The following is a 17,905-nucleotide window of genomic DNA, read 5'->3' on the forward strand; positions in this document are numbered from 1 at the left end:
CCGCGCGCGCCGGATGCGCCGGTCGATTACGACAAGGCGGCCGCGCCGGCGCCTGCGTCGGCAACGGCGACGAACGGCTAAGCGCGACGCACGGCAGGAGCGGCAGAGCCGCGTCCGTCCATCGAACCGAACGGTTGCGAAAACGAACACGCCACGGACGCAAATCCGTGGCGTGTTCTTTTGCACCGTCGCCGCGCGGTGAGCGGCGTTACGTTACGCCGGCTTCGTCCAAAGCGTCCGGCCGAAGAACGTGAGCGTGCGGTCCCACGCCATTTGCGACCACACCGGATCGAACTGCGTGCCGGCGATGCGACCGGGGCCGACGGCCGTTTCGTTCGCGAACGCATGGTGCGCGAGATAGCGATGGAATTCGAAGCCGACCTTCGCATCGGTGAGCTTCTTTTCCAGTGCGTCGACCTGGTCGATCTTGAAGAACGCATCCTGCGTGCCCCAGTGGCCCATCAGCGGCACCTTGAGCTTGGCCGGATCGAGGTAGTCGAGCGGCGGAAGGCCGTACCATGTGACGCCGGCATCCGCTTCGGCATGTTGCAGCGACAGCAGCGTGAGGGCGCCGCCCATGCAGAAGCCCGTCACCGCGACGCGCGGCGCCAGCGTCTTCAGGTGCGCGACTGCGCCCGGAATGTCCTGCGACGCGGCGTCGCCGAAATCGAGGCCGGTCATCAGATGGTGCGCTTCTTCCTCCTCGACCGTCGACTTGCCGCGATACAGGTCGGGCACGAGCGCGAAATAGCCGCAGCGCGCGAGGCGATCCGCGACGCCGCGGATCTGGTCGTTCAGCCCCCACCATTCCTGGATGATGACAACCGCGGGCGCGCCTTCGGTCCGTGCCGGCGTGGCGAGATAGCCCTGCAGTTCCTGGCCGTCCGGGCGGCGAAACGTGATCATGGAACCGGATGTTTGAGACATGAAACCGCTCCTTTTCGAAAAATGCGCCGAGTGCGACATCGGGCCGACCGGCGGGCGTCGTGATACCGCTCGCGTTCTGGCCGACACCGACCACGCGGCCATTCTATGCGCAAACACCGGATGCTTGCGTGAACGGCGCCGCGCGGCACGCGAGCGGCAAAGGGCGCGGCCGGCCGGAAAACGAACACCCCGCCCCGATGAACGGGAGCGGGGTGTCGCGTGTACGGCGTGCGTATCGGAATACGCAGGAAATAGGCCGGCGCGTATCCGGCTTACTGGCCGAAATAGATCGAGTCGCGGCCTTCCTGCTTGACCGCGATCGCGCGGCCGGCACGCGTGCCCGCGGCTGCCTGCGCGCCGTAGCCGGCTTCATCGGCGTTCGTCACGCGGGCCTGCGCGGTCTGCAGCGCACGCGGGTAATACTGATCGGAGACTTCGGGCTTGTAGCCGGCTTGTTCGAGCTGGACGAGTTCCGCACGCACCTGGGCGCGCGTCAGTTGGCCCGACGGGTTCGATTGGGCGAACGCGCCATACGATGCGGACAGTGCGGTTGCGGCGACGACAGCGATGATGAACGACTTCATGGTGACCTCCGGTTCTGTTGATTTCGCGCTTCGCTCGTGGCGTTCAGCGGTTGATTGCATCGTAACGATCGCGTTACCGGTCGGAAATATGCGTTGCAGCGAATTATTATTGCAACTGGGTAAACGATTCGCGCGACATGCGATTTCCTCTGAAGATTGCGGGCGTGCCGGGGCAGGCGCGTGGCCTGCGGGAGCAACAGGGCCGATCGGTGCAGCGCCAGCGGACTGAACGGTTGAATCGCATTCCGAATTAATTTTCGCGAGGCCGCCGGTGTCGTGCTTTTCGCATCACGCAGTCAGGGTCGCTTGCCGCTTCCGGTATTCGGCCGGGGTGATGCCGACGTGCCGGGTGAACGCTCGCCTGAGCGTATCGACGTTCGCGAAGCCGCATTTCGCCGCGACCTGCTTCGGCGTGTCGTGGCCGTTCTCGAGTAGCTGGCGGGCGGCCGAGATGCGGGTCGCCTCGACCCATGCGGCCGGCGTCATGCCGACTTCCGCGCGGAACAGTCGCGCGAAATGGCGCGGGCTCATGCCCGCATGCTTCGCCATCCCGGCCACCGAATGCTCGAGTTCCGGATGGGCGGCGATCCAGCGCTGGACTTCCTGCAGCACCGAACGCCCGGCGGGGCGCGCCTCGCCCTTGCGGCTGAACTGGAGCTGCCCGCCCGGGCGCTTGAAGAACATCACCAGTTGCGCGGCGACGCGCCGCGCGATCTCGCGGCCGAGATCCTCCTCGACCAGCGCGAGCGCGAGATCGAGCCCGGCCGTGACGCCGGCGCCGGTGCGCAGCTTGCCGTCGCGTACGTACAGTGCGTCGGCGTCGACGGTGACGGACGGATATGCGTCAGCGAGTGCATCGGCGGCGGCCCAGTGCGTGGTCAGGTGGCGCCCTTTCAACAGGCCGGTGGCCGCGAGGAGGAACGCGCCGGTGCAGATCGAGCCGTAGCGCCTGCTTTGCACGGCCGCCGAGCGCAGCCACGCGAGGATGTCGGTGCGCAATACGATCTGGCCGGCGTGCGGCGCGCCGGCGACCAGCAGCGTGTCGAGGCGCTCCGGGATATCGGGCGCGATCCAGTCGGGCAGCACCCGTGCGCCGGACGAACTGCAGATCGGCCCGGGCCCGCTCGCGATGATCCGCAACGTGTAGAACGGCTTGCCGCACTCGGTGTTTGCTTGCGCGAACACGTCGAGCGGCGCGGAGACGTCGAGCAGTTGAACACCCGGAACGGCGAAAATACCCACGACCTTCGGCATGATCGATTGCATGTGGTATCGAACGTGATGCGCAGCAGTATAGGGGCGCTTCTTTCGCCGTGCAGGCGCCGTGTCCGTTCGTCGCGCGAAATGGCAGGATCAGGCGTGATACGTCCATTGGAGACATCGGTCGGAATCCGGAAAATCGAGGATGTCTTCCATGGAGGTCGATCATGACTGTGAACGTTGCCGGCATCACCCTTCCCGATACGCGTTTGACGCGCGAGATCACCGAGCTCGTGCGCATACCGAGTCCGAGCTGCTGTTCCACCATTCGAGCCGCGTGTTCTATTTCGCGGCGCTGGCAGGCCGGCGGCGCGGGCTCGAGTACGATCCCGAGCTGCTCTATTGCGGCTGCATGTTCCATGACATGGGACTCACGCACCGGCACAGCAGCGCTTGCGAGCGCTTCGAAGTGGACGGCGCGAACGCCGCGCGCGATTTTCTGAAGGGCAACGGGATTTCCCAACAGGACATCGATGTCGTGTGGACCGCGATCGCTTTGCACACCACACCGGGCATCCCGCAGCACATGCATCCGGTCGTCGCGCTGGTCACGGCGGGCGTCGAGATGGACGTGCTGGGCCTCGCTTACCCGGAATACAGCGATAGCGAGCGGGAAGCGGTCGTGCGCGCGCATCCGCGCACGCCGCATTTCAAGGAGGACATCATTCAGGCGTTCTACGACGGCATCAAGCACAAGCCCGACACGACGTTCGGCAACGTGAAGGCCGACGTGCTCGCGGACAAGGAACCGCATTTCCGTGCGGGTAACTTCTGCAGCGTGATCCGGTCGTCCGCGTGGGCCGGCTGAGCGACGGGCTGGCGCGCATCAGCCGACGTTGATCGACTGCCCGACACGCAGCACGTTCGGCGCCGACGCCAGGCCCGGATTCAACTGCAAGATCTCGTTCAGCGCGCGTGCATCCTGCTGGTCGCGCGTCATCGCCTTGCGGTCGTCCGGCGACACGTGCGCCGCGTCCAGCAGCGACTGGCGATGCGCGTCGGCGATCACCCACAGCGAATCTCCGGCCACGACGATGTACGGCTGCGCGGCCGGCGACGGCTGCGCGGAGGGCTGCGCGGGCACCGTGTTGCCCGTCGTGCCGGTCCCGGGCGGCTGCGTTGCGGTCGTGCCCGGCGCGAGGCCGGTCGTCGGCGTGCCGGCGCTCGGCTGCGGCGGCTGGTGTGACGGCGATGCCGGCGTCGACGGCTTGTGCGGCGACGATCCCGAGCCGCCCGACGGCGGGCCGAAGAACAGGCTCTGCAATTGCGTGAAACCCCAGATCCCGATCGGCACGAGGATGAGTGCGGTCGGGTATTTCTTGACCCAGCGCGTCGCGTTCGGGAAATGGGTGTTCAGGCGCGCGCCGAGCAGCATCGCCGTCGACGTCGCGGCCGTTGCCGCGAGCCCGTAGTGCCCTTTGTCGTATTGCGCGATCGTGCCCGCGATACCGCTCGCGACGCCGACGAAATCCGACGTCGAATCGATCAGGCGCACGACGCGGCTGCGCTTGTCCGCGTTCACGCGGTGCGCGCTGACCGCATAGACGAGGCCCGAATAGGTCGCAGCAAGCCCCGCGCTCGCAGTCGTCAGCGCACCCGCGATGGTCGGCGCGGTCATGAGCCCGTGCACGCCGACGGCGATCGTCCCGGAATAGCCGACGATCGCGCTGCCGCGCCCGACGAGGCCGAGGAACCGGCGGGAATTGCCGTGATGCAGCTGCGCGAGCGACGTGCCGCCGACCATGCCCTGCATGTTCGCGAGCAGGTCGACCGACAATTCCTTGATCTGCGCGGCCGCATCGTCGAAGCCGATGAGCCCCTGCCGATGCATTTCGACGAAGTGGCTCGCCTTCACGCGCGTTTCGTTCGTGAGCAGGTCCAGCTGTTCGAGCCGTGCCGGGTTGTAGCCGTGCACCGGTGCGGTCAACTGTTGCGCGAGCGAGCGCTGCAGGCGATCGAGCACGTCGTGCACCGCGCGCGGGTCGCCGCTCTGCAGGCTCTGCACCGCGCCCTGGTGCATCGCACCGAATACGCGGCCCGCACGCGCGCCGACGAACAGCGCGGTGTTCGCGTGCGTCAGCGCATCGGAGCTCATCACGGTCATGCCGTTGAACACGTTGAGCGCCACGAGCGAGCTGGCGCCGGCCACCGTGCCACCAAAGCCCAGCGACCACGCCCAGTCGCGCTTGCCGAACGACGGCCGGTGGACGCGCAACGCGTTGAGCTGCGCGAGCGCGGCCTCCTGCGGGTTGCCGCGCTGGTGGCTCGGCTGCGCGGCGATGTCGCGGTTCACGATGACGGGCTTGGTCTCGTCGATCGCGAGCTTCGGATCGGCGGCCACCGCGCGCCAGAACGCGGTGCTCGATGCATTCGGGTTCGCATGCGCGTCGATCTTGCGTGCGGGGTCGGGCCTGCCGTACCGGCTCAGCCACCGCTTGCCGGCATCGCGTGCGCGCGCCTCGGCCCGGTTGGCGGGATCGGCGGTATTCCAGTAGTTCTCCTTCGCATAAGTGATCGTTGCCTGCCGTGCGCGGTCCATCAGCGCGGTCGTGTGCCCTTCGTACAGATCGGCGCGCAGTTGCGCGAGCTGGTCGGGCTTCAGCCCATTCGCGAGACCGACGCGTTCGACTTCGGCGAACAGCACCTGATGCTGGTTCGCGAGCGTCTGCGCGCCGACCCGTTCGAACACGCGCGTGAGCGCGTCGGCGCCGTGCAGGCGTGCGAGCTTGTCGGGCGCATGCAGCTTGTATTCGACGAGCTTGCGGGCGAGTGAGGCGGTCAGGTCCTGGTTCGCGACGAAGTCCGAGCCGTGCGTCGCATACGACAGCCCGAGATGAACCCAGTCGAGTTCCTTGCGCTCGAGCACCGCCTCGACGAGCTTCAGGTGGCCGTCGCCCGGCGCCGGTTCGAGCACGGCGTCCCAGCCGTGGAACGTCACCATCACATGCGGCGCGGTCGCGCCGGTGTGCTCCCGCGCCCACGTTTCGAGCGCGTCGAACGTGCGCACGTAGTCGTGATACGCATCGTTGGTGCCCGCCAGCGTGCGCTGGTCCTCGGCCGACACGAGCGCGCGCGACGGCGCGGTTTCGAGACGCAGCACGAAGCCGCCTTCGGACGCCGCGTCGAGCCATTTGTACAGGTGGCCGAGGTCGTCGAGTTCGAGGTGGCGGCCCGTGCCGTCGATGTCGATGCGCGCATTCGCTTCGTCGAACTGCGCGTTGTCGAGCTTGCCGAGTTCGCGCACGCGGCGGATGAAGGCGGGGTCGTGTTTGCGGCCGAGCGCGGCGGCGAGCGAATACGGATCGACCGCGACCGACACCACCGGCATCGCACCGCCGTAGCGTTTCACGAGTGCGAGCATCTCGGCGGGGTCGTCGCGCAACGTGAAGCCGCGCGCCATCAGCGCGAGGCGATCCTGGATCTCGGGTTTCGCGCGGGCATAGGCCTGCAGCGCATGCCGGTCCGCGGCCCGTGCAATCGACAGATAGGTGATCGCACGCTTCGCATGGCGCGACACCACGTTCGCCGCATGGTCGGGCCGCGACAACGGGCCGCGCCACGGCATGCTCGACGCGTCGCGCGCGAGCCGCAACGGGATGCCGAGCGCCTTCATCATCACGCTGTCGGCCATCATGACCTGGCGTGTGGTGCCGAGATCGAGCGGCTTGCCGGTGCGGCCCGCGAACGCCTTCACGCGCTCGTGCTCGGGAAACCAGTGGTCGACCTTCGCCTTGCCGAAGCGAAGGATCCATTCGGCGACCGTCGCGCTCGTCAGGCCGGGCTGATAGGTCTTGATGCTGAACGGTTTGCCGGCCGGCGCGGCCTGCGGCGCGGGCGACGCTGCCGGGGCGGGTGCCGCCGGCGCATTCTGCTTGCCTTTTTTGCCCTTGCCGCGCGCAGGCTTTTTCGGCTTCGCGGACGGGCTGGCGGACGCAGTGCCGGACGCCGGATCGCGGGCAAGTATGGCCTGCCGGTTCTTCGCGGCCGCCAGTTCGGCCGCGATGCGGCTCTCCAGTTCTCCGAACGGAGCGGACGATTCCGCCGCGGCCTTCCGCAACTGCTTGTCGAGTTCCGCTTGTTTCAGCGCATAGGCCGCGACCTGCGTCGGCTGCGTGCGCGCGTCGAATTCCGCCGGGTCGAGCCGCGTCACGAGAAAGTGCCGGTCCGAGCCGTCCGGCCCGCCGCCGATCTTCGTCTTGTCGAGGTCGACGCCGGGCTTGCTCTTGTCGGCGAAATGCGCGGCATCGTCGAACCATTGCAGCGTGCCGTCGCGGGTCGCGAGGATGCCGTCCGGCTGGTGCAGCGTGTCGATCAACGCGCCTTCCGTGCCGTAGACGTAGATGAAGTATTCGGGGCCGACCTGACCGAGATCGATCACGCGCCGCAGATGCAGCGTGTTCGCGCCGCTGAAATCGTGCACGTCGTCGGCCGATTTCGGCAGCAGGTTCGGAGCGACCCATCGATTGGCGAGCGGCGTCGCGCCGGCCGGCGGCTTGCCTCTCGACTGAATCTTGCCGAGCCGGCGCTGCACGCGGTCGCTCGTTTTCATCGACGGCGGCTTTTGCTCGGCGATCGGCAACGCCCGCTCGGCCGGCTCGAAGCCGCCATAGCGGGACACCGCCGATTCCGGTAGCGAGGACGGCACGAACACGACGCCGCGCCGGCCGTCGGGCAGGCCGCGTGCGCGGCGACGGAAGGCGGCGCCGAGATCCTGCGCGCCGATCGACGCGTCGCCGACCGAGGTTTTCTCGTGATAGGTCCAGCCGCTGCCATCTTGCTTGGGCACGGCGTAGCCGAGCACCTTGCCGGTCTTCCTGTCTACCGCGAAGATCGTCGTGCTGTCGTCCGCTGCCTTCGCGGCCGCCTTGGGGCGCTTGAATTGCGGTGCAGCGGCGAGTTCGCCGATCTGCTCGACGACCTCCTGCGCAGGCGCGTCGCCGGATGGCTCGGCATGCCACACGCGCTTCGAATCGACGGCTTCGACCTTCGCCGCGCCACCGAATTGCCGCAGCTCGTCGAGCGACACCGGCGACAGGTAGAAGTCGAATTTCGCGCGTGCCTCATGCGGCGTTTCGCTGCCGCTGCGCTTGCGTGGGCGCATGCCCGGATAGAGCGCGTCGCGCAAGTCGTGCGACGGCGTATCGCCGGGGTCGGCCGATTCGACCTGACCGGGCTGGCCGTGGGCATCGGTGGTCAGGCTCGCGACGAACTCGGGTTGCGGATGCGTGCCGTCGTCCGCCGGCCGGTCGGCATGCTTCGCGATCAGCACGTGGGCGTTGGGGCCTGCGTATTGCGCGAGGTCGCGGATGTCGGCCAACTGCGTGCCGTCGATCCGCTTCAGGTCGCGCTTGCCGTGCGCATCGAGCCAGTCGGCCGCGCGCGCTTCGGGGGTGAGCGCGGGGGCGGCCGGCAGGAACGACGACGGGTCCGACACCGGCCACATCATCATCGACGGCATCGTCCGCGGTGCCGTACCGGTTCGCCCGGCTTCGCCGTCGCGCAGCGCCTGCTCGGCCTGCGCGCGATACAGCGCACGGTAGACGGGGTTGCCGGGCAGCGAGGTCCGCGCGTTGCCGAACGCGTCGGCGAGGCGCGCGAGGCCCGCGGCGTCGCCCGGCATCACGTGGTCGGCTTCGCGCGCGATTTCGTCGGGGAGCACCGCGTGCTCGGCGATGTCGATGCCGGTCGATGCGAGGATCTGCTTGCGCACCGCGAATGCGTTGGCTTGCGCGCGCGCCTCGGCGCGCAGCGCGCTTTCCGCGTACGCATCGGGGCTGCTGGTGTCGAGGTCGAGCCGGCTCGTCGCCACGTCGACCGCGTGCCCGACCTCGTGTGCGAGCACGTAGACGATCGTGCCGGCGTTGCGCAGGCCGCCGTCGATCACGATCCGGCGCTGTTCGGCATCGACCTTGCTGCCCACGCCCGCGCGGCCCTGCACGATCTCCCAGCGGCCGGGGTTCAGCAGCCGCAACTGATCGGCGAGCAGGCTCGACCGGTCGGCCAGCGCATACGCGGCATCGGGCAGCGGCGCACCGCCGAACCACATCCGGATGCGCGTGAAGAGCGACGGCTTCTGGACGAACGCGCCGTCCGGCAGCGACTCGCTGATCACCGGGTGAGCGAGCTCGACATGGCCGCTCGCGATGCCGCGTTCGAGCGGCTGGATGACGGCATCGATCATCCCGGGCGTGCGGTTGGTCGCCGGGTCCGGGTGCGGGATCAGGACGGAAGGGTCGCTGAAGTAGAACTCGCCGCTCGCATCGAACAGGCCTTCGAAATCGAACGACAGCCCGTGCCGCGCGGCAAGCTCGCGCATCGCGGCGAGCTGCTGCATCGATTCGCGCGTCACGCGTTTCGGCAGGATGCCGTGCATCACGTCGAGGCTGCCGAGCTCGGCCAGCGGGCTGTACAGCACCGCGACGCGTCCGTGGTACGTGAAGGGCCCGTCGACCGTGACGGTGCGCATGCCGAGCTGCGTCAACTGGTCGAGCCCGCGTTTTTCGTGGGCGAGCATCGTGCGCGCCTTGTCGCCGCTGGCGTCGAACACGCCGATCGCATTGCGCTTGCCGAGTTCGAATACCGCCTTCGCGGTGCCCGCGCCGAGGAACGGGCCGAGCAGCGCGTCGGGATCGACGCGCCGCGACGGATCGCCGGCGACGTGCGGCCCGTGCTCGTCGACCGCGAGCGCGCCTGCATCGATCCGTTCGCGCGGCGACGGCGTGTAGCGCGTCCACGCGCCCGGGCCGCCGAACTGCATGCGCTGCGTGCCGTCGCTGCGCGGCTCGCCGAGCGTGCGGACCGTGCCGCTGTCGGGCACGTAGATCGTGCGTTGCCAGAGATTCGCGAGCCACGCGGCGTGCGCCGCGCCGCCTTCGCCTGTGAGGACGATGGGCGCGCCGGCCCGCGCGGGCGTGAACGCATGGCGATGATCGATCGAATAATCGACGGGCGTGGCGGGGCGGCCGCGTGCGTCGAGCAGGCCGCCGGCCGCATCGGTCCGCGCGTGGACGAGCGTCAGCGGCTCGCCATTCGCATAGGAGACCGGACCGTTGCGCGAGAAGGACAGTTTCGGCGAGCCGCCGCCGAACCAGCGGCGCGGAAACGGCGACGCACGGTCCGCGTGCGCGAGGCTCCACTGCGCCTGTTCGTCGAGCGTGCGCGGCAATCGTGCGCCGCCGCTGCCGCCGGACGATTCGGTCGTGTGCGGCGCGGGCATGCTCGGCGATGCGCTGCCCGACTGTTGCTGCCGGTCCCACGCGCGGCCATAGAACGCGCCGTAGCGTTCGCCGTCACGGCCCGATACGGGCGCGTTGCCGAATGCGTCGGCGAGGCGCGCGAGGCCGGCTTCGTCGCCTGGCATCACATGATCGGCTTCGCGCGCGATCTCGTCGGGAAGCACCGCGTGCTCGGCGATGTCGACGCCGGTCGATTCGAGGATCTGCTTGCGCACCGCGAACGCGTTGGCTTGCGCGCGCGCTTCGGCGAGCAGCGTGCTTTGCACGTACGCATCCGGGCTGCTGGTGTCGAGGCCGAGCCGGTCGTTCGACACGTCGGCCGCGTGGCCGGCTTCGTGCGCGAGCGTATAGACGAGCGTGCCGGTGCCGCGCAGGCCGCCGTCGATCACGATCCGGCGTTCATCGACGTCGGTGCGGCTGCCGCGTCCCGCGCGGCCCCACACGATCTGCCAGCCATCCGACTTCAGCAGCCGCATCTGGTCGGCGAGCAGGCTCGACTGATCGGCGAGCGCATAGGCGGCATCGGGCAGCGGCGCGCCGCCGAACCACATCCGGATGCGCGTGAAGAGTGACGGCTTCTGGACGAATGCGCCTTCCGGCAGCGATTCGGCGATCGCGGGATGTGCGAGCGCGATGCTGCCGTTGTCGATGCCGCGTTCGAGCGGCGCGATGACGTTGTCGATTTCCTCGAGCGTGGCGTCGATTTCCTCGCGGTCGTCCGTGCGGAATACGGTGGCCGGGTCGCTGAAGTAGAAGTCGCCGCGCGCGTCGAACAGCCCCTGGAAATCGAACACCAGACCATCGCGCTCGACGATCTCGCGCATCGCCGCGAGCTGTCGCATCGATTCGTGCGTGACACGTGACGGCAACGCGCCGAGCGAGACGGCGCGGCTGCTGAGTTCGGCGAGCGGATGGTAGAGGATCCCGATCCGGTTGCCGACCGAGAACGGGCCGTCGATGGTCAACGTGCGCATACCGTAGCGGCGCAGCAGGTCGAGTCCGTTGCGTTCGGTGTCGAGCGCGTCGTAATGATTCGCGAGCTGGCCGTCGCGCGGCCGCGCGGGATCGACGTCGTACAGGCCGATCGCGTTGCGCTTGCCGAGTTCGAACACGCTCTTCTCGATGCCGGCTCCGAGGAACGGACCGATCAGCGCTTGCGGGTCCAGCCGCCGCGACGGGTCGCCCGCGACGTGCAGGCCGTGCGCGTCGACGGCGAGTTCGCCGTAGTCGATTCGCTCGCGCGGCGACGGCGCATAGCGGGTCCATGTGGGCGCGTAATCGAATCGCGCCTGCGCGCGCATGCTGCCCGGGTCGCCCATGGCCGCGTCGAACGCGCGGATGGTACCGCCGTCCGGCACGTAGACCGGCCGTTGCCAGGTGTTCGTGAGCCATGCCGCGGCGGCATGGCCGTTGTCGGCCGCCAGGACCAGCGCGTAGCCGCTGCCGGCGCTGGTCGACGTGCCGGCGAGGAAGTGCGCGATCGAAAAGTCGACGTGCCGTGCGGGGCGGCCGTGTGCGTCGAGCAGTTGGCCCGCGGCGTCGGTTCGGCCGCGAATGATCGTCACCGGTTCTTCGGTTCCAGACGACGTGCGTTCGTCCAGGAACCGCAACGTCATCTGTCGCGGTTCGTTGCGCCCGCGTTCGGCGAACGGCGAGATCGGCTCCGCATGCGCGATGCTCCACTGCACCTGTTCGTCGAGCGTGCGCGGCAGGTGCGCGCCGCCGCCGGCCGATTCGGTCGTGTGCGGCGCCGGCATCCGGCGCGGGGCGCCGCCGTCGCGTTTCTGCTTGTCCCAGATGCCGTCGTAGAACGCCTGGTACGTCTCGCCGCGCCGGCCCGACACCGGCGCATCGGCGAACGCGTCGGCCAGCCGTGCGACCGTGCCCGCATAGTCGCTCGCCGGCGTCCAGCGGTCGGCCTCGTGCTGGAGCGCGTCGGGCAGCGTCGTGTTTGCCGCGATGTCGCCGCCGCCCGCGAGATCGATCTCGTAGCGCGCCTCGAACGCGTTGATCTGCGCGCGCGCTTCGGCTTCGAGCGCCTTGCGCGTGAAGCGGCTGCGGCCGCTGTAGTCGAGCGAATCCAGCGTGCCGTCGATCGCCTCGACCGCGTGCTTGGCCTCGTGCGCGAGCGTGTAGGTGATGCTGCCCGAATCGTGCAGTCCGCCATCGATCGTCACGCGGCGTCGCTTCGGGTCGATCCGGCTGCCGCCGCCGCGTTTGCCGAGGCTCACGCGCCAGCCGGCATCGCTCAGCATCCGCAACTGCTGCGTGAGCGTGTCCGATTGCTGCGCGAGCGCGTGGACCGCGTCCGGCAGCGGCGCGCCGCCGAAACGCATTTGCAGTCGCGTGAACAGGCCCGGGCCGGCGAGCGCCGGGTCCGGCGGCGCTTCGGTGGTTTCCGGGTGCGCGGCGGCCGGGAGCGCGCGGGCGTCGGCCCGGGCGTCGCGGGCCGGCTTCGGCGGCCGGGCGGCGTGCGTTTCGGGATCGGTGGCGTTGCGCCGGGTCGTTGCGAGCACCACGACGGTATCGTCGTTCGCAGGTGGTGGCGCGCGGCGCGCGGCGGGCACTTCCGGATTCGCCGCAGGCGGATCGGCCTCGACGACGCCCGCCGCATCGACGTGCGCCGCCTGTGCGTTCGTACCGACGACGCGGCCGCCTGTCGCCGCTGCGTGGGGGGCGGGCAGGTAGCGCGTCAGCGGCGCGTCGGCGCGCAGCGTGCCGTCCGTGTGCAGCGCGTCCGGCGCGGCCGCGAATACCGGCCGCTGCCAGCGGTTCGCGAGTTCGGGCGCGACGTGCGCGTCGGCCGCATCGGCGATGACGACGATCGGCTCCGCGACGTCGGCGGGCAGCGCGCCCGCCGCGCGCGGCTGCGCCGCCTCGGGCGTGGCCGCTGCCGGGTTCTCGCCGTTGCGCACGATGAAGAGCGTATGTTCGCCGTAGTCGAGCGCTTCGACCGACGGGCCGCGCGGCACCGACACGCCGGCCGGGTCGAGCGTCGCGGGCCGGGAGGCCGGGTCGGCGTCGGTCAGGTCGATCACGCGGACCGGCGTGCGCGGCGCGACGCTGGCCGGCGCTTCGAGCGCGCCAGCGCCGGGTGCGCCGGGGGCCCGCGCGACGGCCGGATCGTTCTCCGCGCGCAGGTCGCTGCTGCGGCGATTTTGCGCGGCGACGTGCGAATCGGACGCGCGCGTTTCCTGCTGCGCCTCGTCGCGCGTGGTCCGTGCTTCGCTCGTGTGCTGCGCGTTGCGTGCGCTGGCGGTCGTGGTCGCGGTGGCCGTGTCGTTCGCTTCGGTGGCACGCGCCGCGGCTTCGTTGACCGGCGTGGTTCGCGGCGCGCTGTCGGCCGGCGGGGCCGCGTCGCTTGCCGGCTGTCGCGGGTCGCTGCGCGCCGGGGCGGGCGTTTTCGCGACGAGCTTCGACGGCGCAATGATTTCGCCGTCGCTGCCGAACGACAGCCGGTCGCCCGTTTTGGTGACCGAATCGATCTTCGTGCCTTCGGTCCAGGTCTTGCCGGTCAGCTTGACGATGCTCAGTTCGCCGTTCTCGCCGAGGATCACCGACGTTCCGCGCGGCAGGTTGTTCAGGTCCTTGTTGTTGAGCGAGTCGAGCACGCGCACGGGCATGTTGTCGTACGTGAGTACCTTGTCGCCCGCCATCAGCGTGCCGTCCTTCGCGACCTTGACGTCCACGCCGTCGAGCGATGCGCGCGTCGCACCGAACGCCAGTTGCGACGGCTCGTTCCTGGTCAGTATCTTCTGCAGTTGCTGCCCGTCGATCGAGATGCGTTCGCCGCCCGCCGAACGGGCGACCACCGGCCGGCCCGTGACGCGAACCGTCGCGTTGACCACGCGGTCCCGCACGCCGCCCGCGCCCATCAGCGCGACGTTCGTGAAGCCGGATTTGAGATCCTCCCAGCCCTTCTCGCTGTTCCCGTTCTTGAAATCGACATAGGCTTCGCCGAAGGTTTCGCCCGCGGCGCCGATGCCGGTGGCGAGCGACGTGCCGCGCACGATCGCCGTGGTCACGCGCGCGGCCTTCGCCGAGCCGGTGAGTGCGGTGATCGTCTTGCCGAACACTTCCGAGCCCGCGAACTTCGCCGCGCCGGCCGCGCCCATCGGCACGAGGTTGAGCCAGTCGCCGCGCGCGCCGGCGTCGGTGAACGGATTGACGCTCTGGTTGTGTTCCAGGCGCGAGCCGATATCGAGCGCGGATTTCGTCATGCTCGAACCGATCGCCGTGTCCATCATCACCGCGCCCGCGAAGTTCAGCGCACCGCCGGCGAACGCGCCGACGCCGGTGGCGTCGAGCAGCACGCCGGCGCCTTCCATCAGCAGCCCGAGACCCATCATCCCCAAGTTCACCTTGCCGCCGGTCAGCGTGTTCAGCGCGCTGTCGAACCAGTCGTCGTGATGCGCGGCCTTCTGCTGGAACTGCGCGTGACCGTTGTCGTCGTAGCCGGTCACGAGATCGAGCGTGCCGCTCGACGCAAGCTGGTTGTTGTCGAGGTAGTCGCCGACATTGTCGTAATGCGCGGACGTGTCGTCGACGTACTGGACGTGGCCCTTGCTGTCGGTGACCTTGAAGAGCGCGCTCGTCACCATGCCGGCCGTCTTGTCCGAGTAGATCAGCGGCAGGATGTTGACCTGCGTGTCGCCGCCGCCGCCGAGCTTCAGGATTTCGCCGCGCACCTTGTCGATCGTGTCGAGCTTGTCCTTGTCGGTGTAGCGCACCGTGTCGTCGTTGACGGGCGCGGCGGGCGTGCCCGTGTCCGATGACGGCTGCACGTCGGGCGGCAGCCCGATCGCGGTGCCGATCAGGTTGCGCTGCTCGTTGTCGGTCAGCTTGCCGAAATGGATCGTCGCGGCCTTGTTCGTGCTCGCGCCGGCCTGGTCGAGCAGCGATTGCGACAGCTCGCCCTGATGCGCGCGGAAGAAGCCGTCGAGCGCGTTCGAATACGCGTCCTTGTCGTGCTGGCTTTGTGGATTGCGCAGGTTCTCGGCGAGGCTCGCATCGAACTGGTCGAGCAGCACCTGCTGATGCGACATCTCGGTCAGCAACTGCAGCTTGTTGACGGTCGCGTCGGCTTGTTGCAGGTCGTTGCGCGCCTGGTCGAGCTGGCTCTGGTACGGATTCGGACGCAGCGGCGTGCGCATCGGAATCTCGTCGCCGTTCACTTCGCGCATGCGCACCGGCGTCGGGTTGTTCGCGTACCAGTCGTCGTAGGTTTTCTGCATGTCGGCGAGCTTGCCCTTCAGCACGCCTTGCTGCGTCTTTGCGTTCGCGAGCTGGAATTTCGCGGCCGCGTCGTTGAACGTGTTGGACAGCCGGCCGTCGGCCGCACGCAGCGCGCCCGCGACGACATGGAGTTTTTTTGCGTCGAGCGCGGTCTGGCCGGTCGCGGTGGTCGGCACGGACGTGTTCGAGCCGGGCGGCTGCAGCACGAACGACGGATTCGTGAACAGCGTCGTGGGCGGCAGCGACGTCGACAGTGCGCTGGGCGGCGTCGACGTGCTCAGCGACGACGTCGGCGTCTGCGTCGTCGACGGCGCGGGCGTGCTCGAGGTGTTCGATGTGCTCGGCAGCGACGTGCTCAGCGACGGCGTCGGCGTCTGCGTCGTCGACGGCGCGGGCGTGCTCGAGGTGTTCGATGTGCTCGGCAGCGACGTGCTCAGCGACGGCGACGGTTGCGCCGACGGGGCCGGCGGCGTTGCGGACGGCGGCGGATTCGTCGACAGCGTCGGCGTCGGATTCTGCAGCACGAACGGCACCTTCGGCTTGAGCTGCGCATCGATTTGCGCGCCGGCGTCGTCATATTGCTGCGCGAGCGTCTGACCGTATGCGACGACGAACCCGTCGTGCGCGAGGCTGGCCTTCTGCTTCGCCTGGGCGAGCGCATCGGACGCGGCGGCGAGGTCGGTATCGACGGTCGGATGCGGATCGAGCGAGTGCGGATTCGCGGTATGCCAGTCGTCGGACGCCGATTTCGCGGTGTCGTACTTGCCTTGCAAGTCGTCGACGGTCAACTGCGCGCCGAGCATCTGCATGTAGCTGCCGCTCGTGTTCGCCTGCGTGGTCGCGCGATCGAGCGCGGCCTTGTCGTCTTTCGCCGCGCCGGGCGTCGAGCCGATCAGGCACGCGCTGTCGGCATCGTACTTCTGCTGCAGCGTCGTGACCTGCTGCGCGTCGAGCGACGCCGCATAGGCCGCGTTCGAGTAATTGGCGATCTTCGCGGCCTGCGCGATATTGGCCTGCACGGCATTCATGTCGACGTTGCCGTTCGCATCGGCCGGTGGCGGATCGGGCAGATCGACCTGCAACTGCAGCGGCGCGAGCGCATCGTTCAGCTTGCCGACGCCGGTGTCGATCGCGTCCTTGTACGCGGGATCGGCCATGTACGACTGGAACTGCTTGTAGGCGAGATTCGCATTGCTGACGTCTGCCCAGTACTTCGCCTGAGCCGTTACCGCGCTCGAGGTCGCCGATTGCCAGTCGTCGTAGGCCTGGACCTGGGCGGGCGTCTTGCAATCGCCCTGCTGCGGGACGAAGTTCGGATTCGCCTTCGTCTGGTCGGGGAACAGCTTTTGCAGCGCGGCGAGCTTCGCATCGGCCTGCTGTTGCGCGGGCCCCTCGATTTTGTCGTTCGTCGGGTCGGCGCTGTACTGGTCGGCTTTCGCCTGCTCGCCGTACAGGATCCGGTAGCCGGCGTCGGTCGTCACGTCGAGCTCGCGTTGCGCGGTGTCGGCCGCATCGTGCGCCTTCGCGTAGTTGTCGCGTGCGGCCTTGCGCTCGTCGGGCGTCGCGTCGGGGTCGCGGTTCGTCATCCGCAGCACGCCCTGCGCGCCTTGCAGCGCCTGCTGCGCGTGGTCGTACTTGGTCTGCGCGTCCTGGATCACACCCTGGACGGCGCGCGTCGTGTCGTTGTCGACCGTGATCTCGGGCGGTGCCACGCGATATTGTTCGGCCATGCTCTGGAGCAGGGCGGCGGCCGACGCGATTTCGGGGTTGGTCGGCTTGGACGGATCGGTGCCGAGATCGGCCTGTACGGGGATCGGCGGCGTGGTGGTCGGGGTGACCGGATTGGCCGGGCCATTGTTCGGGCCGTCGTTGGACGTACCGTCCGCATTGCGCGGCGGTTTCGGGGCGAGGTCGGGGTCCAGCGTCTGCGACAGGAAACGCTGCCAGTTCAACCCCAAACCCATTCCGTCGATGGACAACATGCAAGGCTCCCGTCAGGCGCGGCCGTACGCAAGATGCACGCCGCCGGCGCCGCATGGCGCGATTTCGAGTGTACGGAAGCGGTCGGAGCGGGCACGGACGCGATTCGTAGCGCGCGACGAGGGGGAACGGGTCGGTGCGGGGATCGCTACGAAAAGCGATCGTGTCCTGTTAAGTGCGCTATGCAGAAGGCGGGAGATGAGGGGGCTTGCGCATCGATTCGGTCTGGGCCCGGTGTTACAGCTGGCTTTCGGTGATGGCGTGCGTCTTACTTTCTGCTTTCGGTTTTATGATCAGGTATGCGAAGTAATTTGCGGCGGTGGAAGGGGTGGGTAGGAGTAGGCAGTGCGGTATGCCCTGCATCGAGACGAGGAATTCGGGCGACACGAGTTTGGAGAGCGGATATTGGCGTGCGAGGAACAGGGGCCGGTACGGCGGGTGATGCACTTTTTTGTGGTGGATTGGTGTTGTCGGATGAATTGCACCGATATCCGAGGGGAGAGGCCGGCTGCTGGCTGGAGCAGTCGGTCGACGTGTAATCGGCAGAGTTCGACGTGTTAGCGCGGGACGCGACCAATCGGGCTGGGGAAAAGAGGCGGCTCCTTCAACTCGCGTAGCACCATTGGAAAATTGTTACGTGACAACTTTGCGTCATCGTGGTCGATAATTTTATATACTGAATTT

The 17,905-nt window shown here is 68.5% G+C and carries 4 protein-coding genes and 1 pseudogene; 1 reads left to right on the plus strand and 4 read right to left on the minus strand.

The window, feature by feature from the left end:
* Nucleotides 1-213: 213 nt before the first annotated feature.
* The 3 genes from WS96_RS10525 to WS96_RS10535 all read right to left on the minus strand — a co-directional run bounded on the left by WS96_RS10525 (nucleotide 214) and on the right by WS96_RS10535 (nucleotide 2,765).
* A complete protein-coding gene (locus WS96_RS10525) occupies nucleotides 214-927 on the minus strand; it encodes a dienelactone hydrolase family protein (protein WP_059832391.1) in 714 nt (237 codons plus the stop codon).
* Nucleotides 928-1,199: 272 nt separating this feature from the next.
* On the minus strand, nucleotides 1,200-1,511 hold the full coding sequence (locus tag WS96_RS10530) for a DUF4148 domain-containing protein (protein ID WP_059832393.1): 312 nt from the start codon (nucleotides 1,509-1,511) through the stop codon (nucleotides 1,200-1,202).
* 288 nt (nucleotides 1,512-1,799) lie between these two features.
* Entirely contained in the window at nucleotides 1,800-2,765 is a 966-nt protein-coding gene (locus tag WS96_RS10535; protein ID WP_059832417.1) for a GlxA family transcriptional regulator, read from the minus strand.
* A gap of 173 nt (nucleotides 2,766-2,938) precedes the next feature.
* Here WS96_RS10535 and WS96_RS10540 point away from each other — a divergent pair.
* Nucleotides 2,939-3,579 (plus strand): annotated as a pseudogene (locus WS96_RS10540) (HD domain-containing protein).
* An 18-nt stretch (nucleotides 3,580-3,597) separates the two neighbouring features.
* On the opposite strand, the gene WS96_RS10545 reads toward WS96_RS10540, so the two are convergent.
* A complete protein-coding gene (locus WS96_RS10545) occupies nucleotides 3,598-17,223 on the minus strand; it encodes an LWXIA domain-containing protein (protein WP_059832395.1) in 13,626 nt (4,541 codons plus the stop codon).
* Nucleotides 17,224-17,905: the final 682 nt, after the last annotated feature.

This window comes from Burkholderia sp. MSMB1835, from assembly GCF_001526365.1.
Lineage (GTDB): Bacteria > Pseudomonadota > Gammaproteobacteria > Burkholderiales > Burkholderiaceae > Burkholderia.